The sequence below is a fragment of the Sphingomonas sp. DBB INV C78 genome (genome assembly GCF_042693015.1).
Lineage (GTDB): Bacteria > Pseudomonadota > Alphaproteobacteria > Sphingomonadales > Sphingomonadaceae > Sphingomonas_E.
On record NZ_CP170544.1, the window covers coordinates 1,541,978 to 1,558,580 of the forward strand.

General features: G+C 64.6%; 13 protein-coding genes. 8 read left to right on the top strand and 5 right to left on the bottom strand.

The features are described from left to right. The first annotated feature begins 194 nt into the window (after positions 1–194). From ACFB49_RS07385 to ACFB49_RS07400, 4 genes are all read left to right on the top strand, one after another. The gene (locus ACFB49_RS07385) at positions 195–1,259 is read left to right on the top strand and encodes a linear amide C-N hydrolase (RefSeq protein ID WP_380877898.1); all 1,065 of its coding nucleotides are present in this window, start codon (positions 195–197) and stop codon (positions 1,257–1,259) included. A gap of 168 nt (positions 1,260–1,427) precedes the next feature. After that, complete coding sequence (locus ACFB49_RS07390) at positions 1,428–1,823, top strand: endonuclease domain-containing protein (RefSeq protein ID WP_380877900.1); 396 nt, start codon at positions 1,428–1,430, stop codon at positions 1,821–1,823. 202 nt (positions 1,824–2,025) lie between these two features. After that, positions 2,026–4,386: an arylsulfatase gene (locus ACFB49_RS07395; protein WP_380877903.1), complete on the top strand. Its 2,361-nt coding sequence runs from the start codon at positions 2,026–2,028 to the stop codon at positions 4,384–4,386. Positions 4,387–4,417: 31 nt separating this feature from the next. Beyond that, positions 4,418–5,275 (top strand): hypothetical protein, encoded by an 858-nt coding sequence (locus tag ACFB49_RS07400; RefSeq protein ID WP_380877906.1) that lies wholly within the window; start codon positions 4,418–4,420, stop codon positions 5,273–5,275. Here ACFB49_RS07400 and ACFB49_RS07405 read toward each other — a convergent pair. After that, positions 5,272–5,652 carry a response regulator transcription factor gene (locus ACFB49_RS07405; protein WP_380877909.1) on the bottom strand — a complete coding sequence of 127 codons (381 nt, stop codon included), beginning with the start codon at positions 5,650–5,652 and terminating at the stop codon, positions 5,272–5,274. The genes ACFB49_RS07400 and ACFB49_RS07405 overlap by 4 nt on opposite strands. 104 nt (positions 5,653–5,756) lie before the next feature. Beyond that, positions 5,757–6,383, bottom strand: coding sequence for a response regulator transcription factor (locus ACFB49_RS07410; protein WP_380877912.1), 627 nt, complete (start codon positions 6,381–6,383; stop codon positions 5,757–5,759). A 286-nt stretch (positions 6,384–6,669) separates the two neighbouring features. On the opposite strand from ACFB49_RS07410, the gene ACFB49_RS07415 reads away from it, so the two are divergent. The 4 genes from ACFB49_RS07415 to ACFB49_RS07430 all read left to right on the top strand — a co-directional run bounded on the left by ACFB49_RS07415 (position 6,670) and on the right by ACFB49_RS07430 (position 13,111). Then, positions 6,670–7,053, top strand: coding sequence for a hypothetical protein (locus ACFB49_RS07415; RefSeq protein ID WP_380877915.1), 384 nt, complete (start codon positions 6,670–6,672; stop codon positions 7,051–7,053). After that, on the top strand, positions 7,050–8,360 hold the full coding sequence (locus ACFB49_RS07420) for an efflux RND transporter periplasmic adaptor subunit (protein WP_380877917.1): 1,311 nt from the start codon (positions 7,050–7,052) through the stop codon (positions 8,358–8,360). The genes ACFB49_RS07415 and ACFB49_RS07420 overlap by 4 nt, the downstream gene beginning before the upstream one ends. A gap of 156 nt (positions 8,361–8,516) precedes the next feature. After that, positions 8,517–11,684 (top strand): efflux RND transporter permease subunit, encoded by a 3,168-nt coding sequence (locus tag ACFB49_RS07425; protein WP_380877919.1) that lies wholly within the window; start codon positions 8,517–8,519, stop codon positions 11,682–11,684. Positions 11,685–11,695: 11 nt separating this feature from the next. Next, on the top strand, positions 11,696–13,111 hold the full coding sequence (locus tag ACFB49_RS07430; protein ID WP_380877921.1) for an efflux transporter outer membrane subunit: 1,416 nt from the start codon (positions 11,696–11,698) through the stop codon (positions 13,109–13,111). A 60-nt stretch (positions 13,112–13,171) separates the two neighbouring features. On the opposite strand, the gene ACFB49_RS07435 is transcribed toward ACFB49_RS07430, so the two are convergent. The 3 genes from ACFB49_RS07435 to ACFB49_RS07445 form a co-directional block, all read right to left on the bottom strand. Continuing rightward, positions 13,172–13,858 (bottom strand): hypothetical protein, encoded by a 687-nt coding sequence (locus tag ACFB49_RS07435; RefSeq protein ID WP_380877924.1) that lies wholly within the window; start codon positions 13,856–13,858, stop codon positions 13,172–13,174. 113 nt (positions 13,859–13,971) lie between these two features. After that, positions 13,972–15,180 (bottom strand): alginate export family protein, encoded by a 1,209-nt coding sequence (locus ACFB49_RS07440; protein WP_380877927.1) that lies wholly within the window; start codon positions 15,178–15,180, stop codon positions 13,972–13,974. Between the two features lie 138 nt (positions 15,181–15,318). After that, positions 15,319–16,527 carry a nitrate/nitrite transporter gene (locus ACFB49_RS07445; protein ID WP_380877930.1) on the bottom strand — a complete coding sequence of 403 codons (1,209 nt, stop codon included), beginning with the start codon at positions 16,525–16,527 and terminating at the stop codon, positions 15,319–15,321. Positions 16,528–16,603 lie beyond the last annotated feature (76 nt).

A 16,603-nucleotide genomic window follows, 5' to 3' on the forward strand; every position in this document is an offset into this window, starting at 1 on the left:
GCCCCGTGGGCTACGGCACCCTCTCCGCCGTGACGCGAAACACCTGGCCGGGGCGCGGGCAACCGCTCCCCGGCCACTTTTTGCGATTGCCCTTGAGCGACCGGCTGTTTTCACAATAGGTTTCACGCAATTGTCGGCCGAGTTGCGGACAATTCGGTAGAGTCCGCGAAGAAGCCGACGCCAGACAGGGAGGCATGGATGTTCCCGAACGCAAATGGCGGACGATCGCAGCAGCATTGGCTTTGAGCACCGGCCTTACCGGTGTGACCCAGCAGGCGGCGGCCTGCACGCGGCTGGTCTATCATGGTGCGGACAATGATGTGATCACCGCCCGGTCGATGGACTGGAAGACCGACACCATGACCGACCTGTGGATCTTCCCCCGCGGCATCGCCCGCAGCGGCGAGGCCGGCCCCAATTCGATCAAGTGGACGGCGAAATATGGCAGCGTGATCGCGTCGGCTTATGGCGTGTCGACCACCGACGGGATGAACGAGGCGGGGCTTTCGGCCGGCGTGCTGTGGCTGGTGGAATCGCAATATCCGAAGTTCGAAAGCCAATCCAAACCCGGCCTGACGATCGCCGCCTGGACCCAATATGTGCTCGACAATTTCGCGACCGTGGCAGAGGCGGTGGCCGCGCTGAGGGCGGAACCCTTCACCATCGTCACCGATGCCGTGCCCGGCGAGGAGCGGCTGACGACGCTGCATCTGGCGATGTCCGACGCGACCGGCGACAGCGCGATCATCGAATATATCGGCGGCAAGCAGGTGATCCACCATGGCCGCGAATATCAGGTGATGACCAACTCGCCGACCTTCGACGAGCAACTGGCGCTGAACGCCTATTGGAAGGATATCGGCGGCACGGTGATGCTGCCGGGCACCAACCGGTCGTCCGACCGCTTCGCCCGCGCATCCTTCTATGTGAACGCCATCCCCAAGAGCGAAGATCCGGTGACCGCGCTCGCCAGCGTGTTCAGCGTGATCCGCAACGCATCCGTGCCGTTCGGCATCACCACGCCCGACCAGCCCAACATCTCGTCGACGCGCTGGCGCACCGTCGCGGACCATAAGCGCAAGCTCTATTTCTTCGAATCCGCGCTGACGCCCAATGTGTTCTGGGTGGACCTGAAGCTGATCGATTTCGGCGGCAAGGTGAAGCGGCTCGATCTTGGCCCGAACCAGCGGAATATCTTTTCGGGCGAAACGTCCAAGAGTTTCCGCGACGCGCCGGCGTTCAAGTTTCTGGGGCTTTAGGCCGTGTCAACAAATTCAACCGGCCTCCGCTACGACGGTTATCCGTATCATCTACCGAATTGCCGCCTGTCGGAATACGCCGACATAGCGGACCTTCTACTCCCCTCCCTGAAAGGGAGGGGTTGGGGGTGGGTTGGCGTGCGGAGCGCGCCTTACTAACCTTGCGTCATGTCGCGGGTGCCCGAGCATATGACAGCCAATGCGCATGCCCTGCGCAACGGCCAAACCGAAGCCGAACGCATGATCTGGCGACGGCTGTCACGTTTTCGACCGCGCTTCACCCGGCAATTGGTGGTTGGCCCCTACATTCTCGACCTCGCCTGCCGATCGGTAAAACTGGCGGTCGAGTTCGACGGTAACCAGCACCTCGGCGCCGAGGACTATGATGCGCGGCGCTCCCAATTCCTGGCGGACAATGGCTGGACCGTCATTCGCTTCTGGAACGGCGAGGTTCTCGCCAATCCCGACGGTGTGGCTGAGGTAATCCTTGCAAAGACCGCCGAGTGCCTCGGCGGAACCCACCCCCAGCCCCTCCCTTCCAGGGAGGGGAGGAAGAGGGGCTAACGTCCGCTTCCCCCGCCATAGCCGATGTTCGGCGATCCGGTGCGGCCTCCCGCAACCCGATGATCGTTCACCATCGGAATTTGTCCACGCGGCCTGGCGTCCATCCCGACTCATAACCGCCCGTCCTCAGGGGATTTCCCGATACCGGCCCATTATCCGCCCCCCTACCCTGCAGACAGTGCCAGTTCGCAGGAGTGTTTCGATGCCGGTGACGCGCGATGACCTTCCCCGCCATATCCTGCCGATGCCCGATCCGAAGCATGTCGGCATCACCACCTATGACGCGCGCGACCCGGCGACCAAATATCCGCCGATCAAGCCGCTGCGGCCGCCCAAAGGCGCGCCCAATGTGCTGATAATATTGATCGACGATGCCGGCTTCGGCTCATCATCGGCATTCGGCGGGCCGTGCCACACGCCCAATTTTGAAAAGCTCGCCAAGGGTGGGATCAAATATACCCGGTTCCACACCACGGCGCTCTGCTCGCCGACGCGGCAGGCGTTGCTCACGGGTCGAAACCATCATTCGGTGGGCATGGGCGCGATCACTGAAATGGCGACCTCGGCGCCGGGCAATTCGGGCGTTCGGCCCAAGGAAAAGGCCGCGCTGGCCGAGACGCTGAAGCTCAACGGCTATTCGACCGCGCAGTTCGGCAAATGCCATGAAGTGCCGATCTGGGAAGTCAGCCCCGTCGGCCCCTTCACCCAATGGCCGACCGGATCGGGCTTCGAATATTTCTATGGCTTCGTCGGTGGCGAGTCGAACCAATATTATCCCGGTCTCTACGAAGGCACGACCGCAGTCGAGCCGCCGCGCACGCCCGAACAGGGTTATACGCTCAACGAGGATCTCGCCGATCATGCGATCCGCTGGATCAGCCAGCAAAAGGCGCTGATGCCCGACAAGCCCTTCTTCGCTTATTATGCGCCCGGCGCCACACACGCCCCGCACCATGTACCTGCCGAGTGGTCGGACAAGTATAAGGGCAAGTTCGACGATGGTTGGGACAAGCTGCGCGAGGAGACGATTGCGCGGCAGAAGCAACTGGGCGTCATCCCGAAGGACGCCGAACTCACGCGCCGCCACGACGAGATTCCGGCCTGGGACGATATGGACGACGCGCTGAAGCCGGTCCTTGCGCGCCAGATGGAAATCTATGCCGGCTTCATGGAGCAGACCGACCATCATGTCGGCCGCGTGCTCGACGCGATCGAGGATCTCGGCATTCTCGACGACACGCTGATCTACCTCATCATCGGCGACAATGGCGCGTCGGCCGAAGGCACGATCAACGGCTGCTTCAACGAACTCACCACGCTCAACGGTATGCCGGCGATCGAGACGGTCGAGTTCCTGCACAGCAAGATCGACGATTTCGGCACGCCCAAGGCCTATAACCATTATGCCGTCGGCTGGGCGCATGCGCTCTGCTGCCCCTATCAATGGACCAAGCAGGTTGCCTCGCACTGGGGCGGCACGCGCAACGGCACGATTGTCCACTGGCCGAGCGGCATAAAGGCCCGCGGCGAGATGCGCAGCCAGTTCCACCATGTCATCGACGTCGCGCCCACGATCCTCGAAGTCTGCGGCCTGCCTCACCCCGTCCTGGTCAACGGCATCGCCCAGGCACCGCTCGAAGGGTTCAGCATGGCGCCGACCTTTGACGATACCAGCGCCACAGAGATCCACGATCTTCAATATTTCGAGATCATGGGCAATCGCGGTCTTTATCACGCCGGCTGGACCGCTGCGACGCGGCACCGCACGCCGTGGAAGGCCGATCAGCCTGTCCCGTTCGACCAGGATGTCTGGGAACTTTACGGTCCCGATGACTGGACCCAGGCGCGCAACATCGCCGCGGATAACCCGGCGAAGCTCGCCGAGCTGCAACGCCTGTGGCTGATCGAGGCCACCAAATATAATGTCGTGCCGCTCGACGACCGCGGCTTCGAGCGGATCAACCCCGACATTGCCGGCCGGCCGCAGCTTATCCAGGGCAACAAGCAATTGCTGTTTCCCGGCATGCGCGTTGCGGAAGGGTGCGTGCTCCCGCTCCTCAACAAATCCTATTCGGTGACGGCGGATGTGGTGATGCCGGAAGGCGTTCAGGCCGAAGGTGTGCTCGTCACGCAGGGCGGCAGCGTTGGCGGCTGGACGCTGTATGCGATCGGCGGAAAGCTCAAATATTGCTACAACTTCTTCGGCATCGAGCATTATTTCGCCGAGGCCGATGCGCCGATCCCGGCGGGCGCGCACCAACTTCGCTTCGAGTTCAGATATGATGGCGGCGGGCTTGCCAAGGGCGGCGACATCACCCTCTTCTATGACGGGAAGCCGGTGGGCAAGGGTCGGGTCGAGAAGACCCAGCCGATGGGTTATTCGTCCGACGAAGCCTGCGACGTCGGCGGCGACACGGGATCGCCCGCCTCGCCCGATTACGGGCCCACCGGCAACAGGTTCACCGGCACGATCAACTGGGTGCAGCTCGACATCGGTGATGACGATCACGACCATCTGATCACCGCGGAAGACAAGTTCAGGATCGCGATGGCCAAGCAATAGCGCCGGGGAGCGGCAGCGGAGGGAGAGCGACATGACTCTTGTCGAAGTGTTCAAGCTGCTGCTGCTCCTCACCATCGTCCTCAACGTGCTGGCGATCGCGCTGGAGGCGCGCACGCAAGACGTCGCCTACCTGTTCCGCGAATGGCGGCTGGGCCTGCGCGCGCTGGTGGCGATGTTCGTGGTGGTGCCGGCGGTGGCGATCCTGATCGCTTATTTCTTCGATCTGAAGCCGGCGGTGAAGGTCGCGCTGGTCGTACTGGCCTTCTCGCCCGTGCCGCCGATTCTGCCCAAGAAGCAGCTCAAGGCCGGCGGCAGCGCATCCTATGTCACCGGGCTGCTGGTCGCAGCGGCGATCGTTTCGCTGGTGGTGGCGCCCTTGGGGATCGAGCTGATCGGCACGATCTTCGGGCTGGATACCGGGCTGTCGGCGGTGAGCATCGCACGGGTGCTCGCGATCGGCATCGCCCTGCCGCTGGTGCTCGGCCTGATCGGCCAGCGCGTGCTGGGGGATCGCACCCCGAAAGTGGCGGCGATGATCGCGCGGGTAGCTTCGATCATGCTGCTGGTCGGCGTGGTGGTGCTGATCGTCGTGATGGCGCCGGCGATGTGGACGGTGATCGGCGACGGCACGATCGTCGCGCTGATCGCGATGATATTGGCGGGGCTCGCGGCGGGCTACTGGCTCGGCGGGGATGTGCCGCAAGACAAGGTGGTGCTGTCGCTGGCGGCTGCGACGCGGCATCCCGGCGTCGCCATCACCATCGCGACATCGAGCTTCGCCGACGCGAAGCTGGCGCCGGCGGCGATCCTGCTGTTCGTGGTGCTGAACGCGATCGTGACGATCCCGTGGCTGCGCTATCTGGGCAAGCGGGCAAGCGCCGCCACCTAGGCCGCGCCGACCGCCTCTTCGAGCGTGTCGATCAGATCGTGGCAGTCGAACGGCTTGCGCAAGGTGCGGATGGCGCCGCAGCAATTGGCGCGATCGAGCGTGTCCGCATCGGTGCTCGCGGTCATCAGCAGCACGGGCAGCTTGCAGCCGCGGCCGGCGAGCGCGTGCTTGAGATCGATACCGGAAAGGCCCGGCATGTTGATGTCGGTGATCAGGCAATCGGCGCGATCGGCATCGCCCGAGGCGAGGAAATCTTCCGCGGTGCCGTAATCGTGAACGTCATAGCCCAGCGAACGAACCAGGCTGCGGGTCGCGGCACGCAGGGACGCATCGTCATCGACGATCACGATCATGGGCAGGGACTTCGCTTTGCTCACCTTATGGCATCCTGTGACGACGACACCGTTGTAACGCGGTTATCGCCTGATGGACCCGATATGGGCGAGCAATGCAACAATGTGAATCATACTCAGGTTTGCAGTCAGATCGTCCCGTCCGGCTTCAGATGCAGCGCTTCGGCCATGCGGACAAGGTCTGCGAGCGAGCGGGCGCCCATCTTACGCATGGCGTGGCCGCGATGGATCTTCACCGTGATCTCCGAAAGATTGAGGTCGCCGGCGACCACCTTATTCATCTTGCCGGCGGTCACCAGAGCCATCACCTGCCGCTCGCGCGGGGATAAGGTGTTGTAGAGGCCCTGGAGATCGGCCTGATCGCCCTCGGCCGCGCGGCGCGCCTTGTCCCGCTCGATCGCGGTGGCGACGGCATCGAGCATGTCCTGATCGCGGAAGGGCTTGGTCAGGAAATCGACGGCACCGGCCTTCATCCCCCTGACGGACATGGGAATATCGCCAAATCCGGTCATCAGGATGACCGGCAAATGGACACCCGATTCGACAAGCTGCGCCTGGAAATCCAATCCGCTCATCCCCGGCAGGCGGATGTCGAGGACGAGGCAGCCCGGCGCATCGGGACGCTCGGCATCCATGAAGGAACGGGCGGAACCGTGCAGCCGGGTGGCAAGCCCCACCGAGCGCAACAGGCTGTCGAGCGAATCGCGCAGCGATTCATCATCCTCGACGACGTGGACGATGGCTGTGTCGCTCATGCAGGCTGCCCCCAAAATCAAACTCGGCTGTTCACGTTTTAGTCCACCCAGGCATCCATCCGCAACCCGTTGTGCGGTTGCGAAATGACCTTCCGGATACACCCTGTCGGGCCACAATATAAACCTTCGTATGACGGGCATAAACCAACGCGCTCCGCGACATACCTTTGTCTGAACTGACCCGCCCGCTGCGGCGCAGTATCTAGCTGTTCATGGGATAGCGCCGACCCGGAAGCGGATCGGCAGCGGCACGGGAGGATCACCCCCGGTCGCAGGGAGACAGACAATGGCCTTCATGGAATTCACCGAGGCTGCGGCCACGGGCGCACAACCGATCGTCGCCAGCAAGGCGCTCAGCCTGTTCGAGCGCGCCGAATGGGCGGCCATCGCCCTCGCCAAACAGGACGATGCCGCGAGCCTCGCGCCTGACAGCCTGTGGCAGCGCCTGCGCCGCAAGCTCTTCGGCATCGAGGCGGCCCGCCCGCTCGCCAACGAACGGCTGGAGACGCTGCGCCGCTTCGCCCTCATCGCCCGGCTGCGCCGCCGCCGGATCGACCATCATGAAATCGCCCGCCTCGTTTCGGCCGGCTTCAGCGCGTTCCAGGCGGACGTGCTGCTGGCGCTGATCGACGATGCGCGGCCGAGCGCCGCAAAGGGGAGCCTCGCATGACTTATGACAGCCGCAACGACAGCTTTGCATCGGACCAGGTGGAAATAGTGCCCGTGCCCGCCGATGCGGCGCCCGCGACCATCCCCCCCCTGCCCCAACGGCGTTCGCGCATCCGGCTGGCCGCCCTTATCGGCCTGCCGGTCGCGGCGCTGTTGGGTGTCGGCCATCTGATGATCGGCGGTTCCCCCGCTGCAGCAGATGCCCCGCCGCCGCCGAGCGTGACGGTGGCCGCGCCGATCCAGCGCAGCGTGACCGAATGGGACGATTATATCGGCCGCTTCGCCGCCAGCCAGGCGGTGGAGATCCGTCCGCGCGTCTCCGGCCAGCTTACCGGCATCCATTTCAAGGACGGCGACTTCGTGCAGAAGGGGCAACTCCTCTTCACGATCGACCCCCGCCCCTTCGTTGCCGCGCTGAACGAGGCGCAGGCGCGTGCGGCATCCGCACGCACCGCCGCCGCACTCGCCCGCAGCGAGCTGGCCCGCGCCGAGCGGCTGATCGCCGATGAAGCGGTTTCTGCCGAAGAGATCGACAATCTGCGCGCGGCTGTCCGTTCTGCCGATGCGGCGGTGGCAGCGGCGCAGGCAACGGTGCGCACCCGCGCGCTGGACGTCGAATTCACGCGGGTCACGGCACCGATTTCGGGCCGGGTTTCGGATCGCCGCGCCGATGTCGGCAATCTCGTTGCCGGCGAAAATGCCGGTTCGGCGACCTTGCTGACCACCGTTTATGCGCTCGACCCGATCTACTTCACCTTCGATGGATCGGAGGCGCTGTATCTGAAGGCGCAGCGTCAGGCGCAGGCCGGCGAGAAGGAAACGACCGTGCAGGTGCGCCTGCAGGACGAGGGTGATTATCGCTGGAACGGCAAGATCGACTTCACCGACAACGGCATCGACCCCAATTCAGGCACGATCCGCGGCCGGGCGGTGATCCCCAACCCGGATCATTTCCTGACCCCGGGCATGTTCGGCAACATGCGGCTTTCGGGCGGCACGCCCAAGCCGGCGCTGCTGGTGCCCGACAGCGCGGTGGTGAGCGACCAGGCCCGCAAGGTAGTGATGGTCGTCGGCGCCGACGGGACCGTGACCGCCAAGCCGGTGCAGCTTGGTGCGGTGGTGGACGGGCTGCGCATCGTCCGTGACGGCATCGCGCCCAAGGATCGCGTGGTGATCAGCGGCATGCAGCTCGCCCAGCCGGGCAAGCAGGTGCAGGCCCGCAACGGCAAGATCGAGGCGGTGAAGGCCGCGCCGGTCGACCGGCCGATCATCCCGCCCGCATCGCAGGCGACCTTCGCCGCCCGTTAGCGAATGACGCTCCCTCTTCCGTTCGTGTCGAGCGGAGTTCGAGCGAAGCCGAGAACGTAGTCGAGACATCCCAGTCCCAGGCGCATCGCTTGGGGCCGTGTCTCGACTTCGCTCGACACAAACGGATTTGAATCAGGTTCTCGAGGAGCTTTTGCCATGCGCATCTCCCGCATATTCATCGATCGGCCGATCTTCGCAGGCGTGATCGCGGTGATCATCACGATCGTCGGCGCGATTGCCTATTTCGCGCTGCCGATCTCGCAATATCCAGAAGTCGTGCCGCCCACCGTGACGGTTTCGGCCGCCTATCCGGGCGCCAATGCCGAGACGGTCGCCGATACGGTCGCCGCCCCGCTGGAGCAGGAAATCAACGGCGTCGACGACATGCTCTATATGTCGAGCCAGTCGACCGGCGACGGACGGCTGACGATCACCGTCACGTTCAAGCTGGGCACCGATCTCGATGAGGCGCAGGTGCTGGTGCAGAACCGCGTCGCGCTCGCCGAGCCGCGGCTGCCCGAAGAGGTCCGCCGTCAGGGCGTCGTCACCCGCAAGACATCGCCCGACTTCCTGATGGTGCTGAACCTGATCTCGCCCGACGGGTCGCTCGATCAGGCTTATATGTCCAACTATGCGCTGACGCAGATCCGCGACCGGCTGAGCCGTATCGACGGCGTCGGCGACGTCCGCATCTTCGGGGCGCGCGATTATGGCATGCGGATCTGGATCGATCCGGGCAAGGCCGCCGCGCGCAACATGACCGCGGGCGAGATCGTCGCCGCGCTGCGGGCGCAGAATGTGCAGGTCGCCGCCGGCGCGGTGGGCCAGCCGCCTTATAATACGGGCGCTGCCTTCCAGCTCGGCGTCGAGACGCTGGGCCGGCTCAGCCGGCCGGAGCAGTTCGCCAATATCGTCATCAAGACCGATGCCGAAGGCCGCCAGACCCGGCTGTCCGACGTCGCCCGCGTCGAGCTGGGCGCCGAGGATTATGGCATCAACGCCTATCTGAGCGGGCAGAAGGCCGTTCATATCGGCGTGTTCCAGCGCCCCGGTTCCAACGCGCTTGCCGCCGCGGAAGAGGTGCGCGCGACGATGAAGGAGCTTTCCGCGTCCTTCCCCAAGGGCCTCGAATATAAGTCGGTCTACAACCCGACCGAGTTCATCGAGAAGTCGATCGAGGCGGTGAACGAGACGCTGATCGAGGCGGTGATCCTGGTCGTCCTCGTCATCCTGATCTTCCTGCAGAGCTGGCGGGCGGCGATCGTGCCGGTGCTCGCCATCCCGGTTTCGCTGATCGGCACCTTCGCGGTGCTGGCGGGGCTCGGCTACTCGCTCAACAATCTCTCGCTGTTCGGCCTGGTGTTGGCGATCGGCATCGTCGTCGACGACGCGATCGTCGTGGTCGAGAATGTCGAACGCAACATCGCCCAGGGTCAGACCCCGTTCGAGGCCGCGCGCCGGTCCATGGACGAGGTTTCCATGGCTCTCGTCGCGATCGTGCTGGTGCTGCTGGCGGTGTTCGTGCCGACCCTGTTCATCGACGGCATTTCCGGTCAGTTCTACCGCCAGTTCGCGGTGACGATCTCGACCGCGACGGTGATCTCGCTGATCCTGTCGCTGACACTGTCGCCAGCGCTCGCCGCGCGCCTGCTCAAGAGCAGCCACCACAAGCCGACCAACGGCTGGCAGGGCATCCTGAGCCGCGCGGGTGATGCCTTCAACCGCAGCTTCGACAAGCTTTCGGCCGCTTATGCCGCGCTGGTCCGTCGCCTGCTGACGATGCCGCGCAAGGTGCTGACCGTCTATGCCGGCCTGATCGCACTGACCGGTGCGGTGTTCTGGTCCACGCCCGCCGGCTTCGTGCCATGGCAGGACCAGGGCTATTACCTCGCCGCGATGCGCCTGCCTTCGGGTGCATCGCTGGAGCGGACCGACGCGACGATGCGGCAGGTCGTCCAGCGGCTTCTGAAGGTGCCCGGCACCGAAGGCGCAGTGATGTTCGCCGGCTTCGACGGCCCTTCGCAGACGCAGGCCCCGAACTCAGCCGCCGCCTATATCGTGCTGAAGCCGTTCGCGGAGCGGCAGAAGATGGGGCTGACGGCCCAGAGCATCGCCGCCGATCTGCGCAAGGCATCCGCCGAATTCGATAGCGCGACGATCTTCATCGTGCCCCCGCCGTTGATCCGCGGCATCGGCACCGCCGGCGGCTTTTCGATGATGGTGCAGGACAAGAGCGGACAGGGCTTTACCGAGCTGTTCAAGGCCGCAGGCGGCGTGATCGGCGAAGGCAACAAGACCGAGGGCCTGACCATGGTCCACACCAAGCTCGATCCGTCATCCCCGCGCATCTATGCCGATATCGACCGCGCCAAGGCCGATATGCTGGGCGTGGCCCCGGCCCGTGTGTTCGAGACGCTGCAGGTCTATCTCGGCTCTGCGTTCGTCAACGACTTCAACCTGCTCGGCCGCACCTATCGCGTGACCGCTCAGGCCGAGGGATCGTCGCGGACGAGCGTGGCGGACATCGCCAACCTCAAGACCCGCTCCAACTCGGGTGCGATGGTGCCGATCGGCGCGGTCGCCAACTTCGAGGACAAGACCGGGCCGTATCGCGTCACTCGCTACAACCTCTACCCCGCGGTCGAGGTGGAGGGCGAGAATGCGCCGGGCTATTCCACCGGCCAGGCGCTCGACGGGATGGAGGTGGCGGTCGCCAAAGCGCTGCCGGCGGGCTTCGGCACCGAATGGACCGGCCTTGCCTATCAGCAGCGGGCCGCCGGCAACACTGCGGGCATCGTCTTCGCGCTGGCAGTGGTGTTCGTCTTCCTGGTGCTGGCCGCCCAGTTCGAAAGCCTGGTGCTGCCGCTGGCGATCATCCTGATCGTGCCGATGACATTGCTCGCGGCGCTAACGGGCGTGAACCTGCGCGGGCTGGACAACAACATCCTGACGCAGATCGGCCTGGTCGTGCTGATCGCGCTGGCCGCCAAGAATGCGATCCTGATCGTCGAATTCGCCAAGCAGGCGGAGGAAGCGGGCCGGACCGTGATCGACGCGGCGGTGCAGGCGGCCGAAACCCGCCTCCGCCCGATCCTGATGACCAGCTTCGCCTTCATCCTGGGCGTGCTGCCGCTGGTGATCGCTTCTGGGCCGGGTGCGGAGCTGCGGCAGGCGCTGGGCACGGCGGTGTTCTTCGGAATGCTGGGCGTTACCGGCTTCGGCCTGATCTTCACCCCCGTCTTCTACGTCGCGATGCGCGAGCTGGGCGATCGGTTCCGCCGTCGCCCGGCCACGCCGGCCGCGATCCTGCAACCTGCTGAATGAGGAGGACAGTCATGAACCGTCTCCACAAGCTTGCATTCTCCAGCCTCGCCGCTCTGGCGCTTGCCGGGTGCGGCGGCGTAGGCCCCGACTATGTGGCGCCGATCCCCGCGCCGCCGACGCAAGGCGCCTTCGTCAGCCAGACACTGGCCCCCGTGACCGGCGACGCCGCGATCGAGGGCCGCTGGTGGCGGCTCTATGACGATCCCGTGCTCGACCGGCTGGTCGAGGAGGCTTTGGCCAACAACAAGGACGTCGCGGTTGCCGTAGCGAACATCGCAAAGGCTCGTGCCTCGCTGCGCGGCACCAAGAGCGACCGGCTTCCCCAAACCGATGTCGGCTTCGGCGTGAATTACGGCCGGCTACCCGCGGGCCAGCGCGCCCCCGGCGTCGACCGGGAGGACACCTATGTCGAGACCGGCCTCAGCGTCGCTTATGAGGTCGATCTGTTCGGGCGGATCAGCCGCAATGTCGAGGCATCGCGCGCCGACCTGGCGGAAGCCGAGGCCGAGCGCGATGCGGTGCGGGTGGCGGTGGCCGCCGAAACCGCGCGGGCCTATGCCGATCTCAATTCAGCGACCGAACGGCTGGGCGTCGCCGAACGCATCGTCCAGTTGATCGACCAGACGGCGACGCTGACCGGCAAGCGTTATGACGCGGGCCGCAGCACGCGGCTCGACCTGGCCCGCTCACTGGCGCTCCGCGATCAGCAACGGGCGCTGATCCCGCCGCTCGCGGCCGAACGGGATGCCGCCCGCTTTCGGCTGGCGACGCTGACCGGTAGGGCACCCAATGAGCTGCCGGCCGAGGCCGGCGCGCGTGGGACGACGCTGCGGCTCGACAAGCCGATCCCGGTGGGTGATGGCGCTGCCTTGCTCTCGCGTCGCCCGGATGTGCGTGCGGCTGAGCGGCGGCTGGCGGCGCAGACCGCACGCATCGGCGTCGCGACGGCGGACCTCTATCCGCGGATCACGCTGGGCGGTTCGATCACGTCGAGCAGCAACAATTTCGCCAGCATCTTCGGCGGCGGGCCGCTCGGCTGGTTGCTGGGCGGGCTGATCAGCTGGAACTTCCCCAACCAGGAAGCCACCCGCGCCCGCATCCAGGGGGCGGAGGCCGATGCGCAGGGTGCGCTCGCCAGCTTCGACGGCACCGTGCTGCGCGCGCTGGAGGAAACCGAGACCGCCATGTCGGCCTATGGCCACGCCCTCGACCGGCGCACGGCGCTGAAGTCGGCGCGCGATCAGGCCGAAGTGGCGGCGCGGATCGCGCGGGCACAGCAGCGCGAGGGGCGTGTCGACTTCCTCGTCGTGCTCGATGCCGAGCGGACCTTTGCCGAAACCGAAGCGGATCTCGCCGAAGCCGATGCGCGGATCGTGACCGCGCAGGTCAATCTGTTCCGGGCGTTGGGGGGCGGCTGGCAGGCGTAATTGTCCGTCTTGATAGGCCGTCGCATTCTCGCGCAGGATGCGGCGGCCGCACGCCTTCTTTCACCGCCCGCGATACGGCCACAAAGCCGTTACCCCGATACTTGCAGACTTTCGGTCCGAAATATCAGGACATGTTACAAATACAGCGCCTGGGTAATGATAGGCGGCCCGTATCTTCCAGCCGGCTCTTTCCCTTTTCAGGAAATATCTATCGAATTCCTGGCCGCATCCGTAATTCTCGACCATTGATATTGCGACGTCACGGTAAATCTGGGGCCTCTCGATCGTCGTGACTCTGTCGGAAGGGCATCCGGGCTCGACATGAACCAGGCCGTAGGTCTCCAACTTTCGAGAATCGATATTTTTGGGACTGTATAATTTTATTGGCCAATCCCGCGAATATTTCGAGATCTGATCATAATATTTCTGCATGTCAGGTGTCGTGAATTTTGGATGTGGCCGAGAAAACGCGATATCGGCACTGGTCGTTCTCTCCGTTTCCATGGATGCCTTCAAGCATATGGCATGTCTCCCACGTCCCATTTGCTCGTCGATGATCGCAAGCGCGATAAGATAGTCCTCTTCCCCCAACGGATCGTCGGCAGGCAGAGATTTCCGTGAATAATCCGGCGCTGCCTGGGGCGGAACGACGTCCGGGGCTTCACGTTGGCAGCCCGGCAAGGATGCCAGCATGACAATCAATGTCGCGAAATTCGCGGTGAGGCGGCTTGATGTGAAAGCGTTCAATCTCATCTCCCCTCCGCGCATGCTTTGACAGCCTACCGATTGAGGAAATGATAGCGTGATTGGTTGATGCTGACGCCAACCGCCTCCTTGGCCTTGGCTTATGAGTTTGCGACCTAGTAAGCCCACTCCACCGAAAACCACATCTTCCTGGTATCGGTCGCGAATTCCTTCGCGTCATAATCCGCATATTTCGCCAGCAGCATCACCCGCCCCAGCTTCGCCGTCGCCTGCAGATTGATCTCGTTGCCATAATGCTGGTCGGCCCGATCACTGTCGAAGCGATGGTAGATCGCCTGCACATTGATCGCATCGACGGCGCCAACCTTGGTCCATGTCTTGCCGACGCTGCCATAAAGATCGCGGATACCGTTTGGCGGCGTCGTCAGGAACTTGTCCGCCCAGCCCTGGAATTTGTGGAGCGTGGCGAGCGGCGTCTGGAAGCTGGTCAGCGCCGCGCCCTTATCCGCGCCCAGCACCTCATACCCACCGCCAAGCCGCCAGCCATGCGCCTCGATCCCCGCATCGGCGAGCCAATAATCCGCGCCATAATCGTTGGGATTGCGATGCCAGTCAGACTGATGGGCATAGCTCAGCACATAAGCCAGCTTCACCGCCTTCCCCAACGGCTGCGCGCCTTGCAACCGCGCGCCGAAGCTCTGGCTCGACATACGGAAACCCGAAATCGCCGCCTCATCCTGATCGATCAGATAGGCAAAGCCCGTCAACGTGCCGAACGGGCTGGTCCAGGCGAGCGTCGCAAAAACATTGTCGCCGGAAATCGCCTGCGGCCGCGCGCCCGCGCCGTCCACACCCCAGATCGTGCGGACCGACCAGCTATAGGTCGCGTCCAGCTTCACCTTGGGCGTGATCGCCCATTCGATCCGCGCGGCATCGAAGGTCTGCTCATTCTGCCGCCAGGCGACACCGCCCACGAAGCGCTGGTCGTCCAGGTTGATCCGCTGCCGCCCGGCCGTCGCCACCAGCCCCTTGATGCCGCGATACTGGATCTGGATGCGGTTGATCTCGACAGTCTCGGGATCGGCGACGATCGGAAAAGCGGTGCGGCCGTTGGTGCCACTATTATAGCTTTCGTCGATCGCCAGCATGCCCTCCGCCTCGGCCAGCATCGACCAGCCACCCGTCGATGCCTGAACCCCAGCGCGCACCCGCGCCGTCAGCGCATCGGCATCGCGCCCCAGTCCGTCCTGTTCGACACCCTCATAGCGCAACCGCGCGTCGACGATCGGTTGCAGCTTGATCTCTTCGGCCAAAGCGGGGCCGCTCGCGGCCGTCATGGCCACGCCAAGCATCAGATATTTCATGATTTCCCCTAATTGCCTCCCCTCCCTGTCATCAGGGAGGGGATTGAGGGGTGGGTGCGCGCGTCAGGCGCTGGTCTCGCGATTGCGACCACCCACCCCCTGCCCCTCCCTGCATCGGCAGGGAGGGGAGTGCCCGTCTCAGATGCGCACGCCCTGGATCGCCGCCCCCCAGGTCGTCCGCCATTTGCGCTTGACGGAGGACAGGCCGATCAGCGCCACCAGCGCCAGCCCGGCGAAGATCAGGAAGCCCGACTGATAGGTGCCCGTCACCTGCTTGGCGAAACCGAGGCTGGATGCGAGGTAGAAGCCGCCGACGCCGCCGGCCATGCCGACCAGCCCGGTCATCACGCCGATCTCGCTACGGAAACGCTGGGGGACGAGCTGGAACACCGCGCCATTGCCGGTGCCGAGCGCCAGCATCGCGACGACGAACAGTCCGAGCGCGGCTGCCACGCTGGTCGGGCCGGAGCTGACGCCCACCAGCGCGGTCGCCGCGACGATATAAACCACCGAAAGCGTGCGGATGCCGCCAATCCGGTCGGCAAGCGCGCCACCCAGTGGCCGGACCAGCGATCCCGCGAACACGCAGGCCGCTGTGCAATAGCCAGCAACCACGGTCGTCAACCCGAACTGATCGGTGAAGTAGATCGAAAGCGAGGAAGAGAGGCCGACGAAACCCCCGAAGGTGACGGCATAGAACAGCATGAACCACCAGGCATCCGCGGTCTTCAGCGGCTCCAGATAGGCGGCAAAGGATTTAGCCGGCGGTGCATCGGGGGCGTCCTTGGCCAGGATCATATAGACCACGAACACGATCGCGAGCGGAATGCAGGCAAGGCCCAGCACCGCGTTCCAGCCGAACAATTTGGCCAGTGTCGGCGCGAACAAAGCGGCGAAGACCGTGCCGGAATTGCCCATGCCGGCCAGCCCCATCGCCTTGCCCTGATGCTCGGGCGGATACCAACGGCTGGCGAGCGGCAGCGCGATCGCGAAGCTTGCACCCGCGAACCCGAGCACCACGCCCAGCGCCAGGGTTGCCTCGAAGCTGTGAACGCCATAGCTCCACGCCGCCAGCAGCCCGACGATCACGATCACCTGGCTGATCGCGCCCGAAAGCTTCGGGCCGATGCGATCGACCAGCAGGCCGTTGACGACGCGCAGCACTGCACCGGCCAAGGTCGGCACCGCCACCATCAGGCCCTTTTGCGCCGGCGTCAGCGCCAGATCCTTGGCGATTTCCGGCGCGAGCGGGCCGAGCAGCACCCACACCATGAAGGCCAGGTCGAAATATAGGAACGCGGAAATCAGCGTGGGCGTGTGCCCCGCTTTCCAGAAGCTGGTCTTCATCTCAATGCTTCCCCGGTTGGACCGCGGGCTTGCGCCGACGATCATAGTTGATGGAAAGGACGCGTGCAAAAAGGGG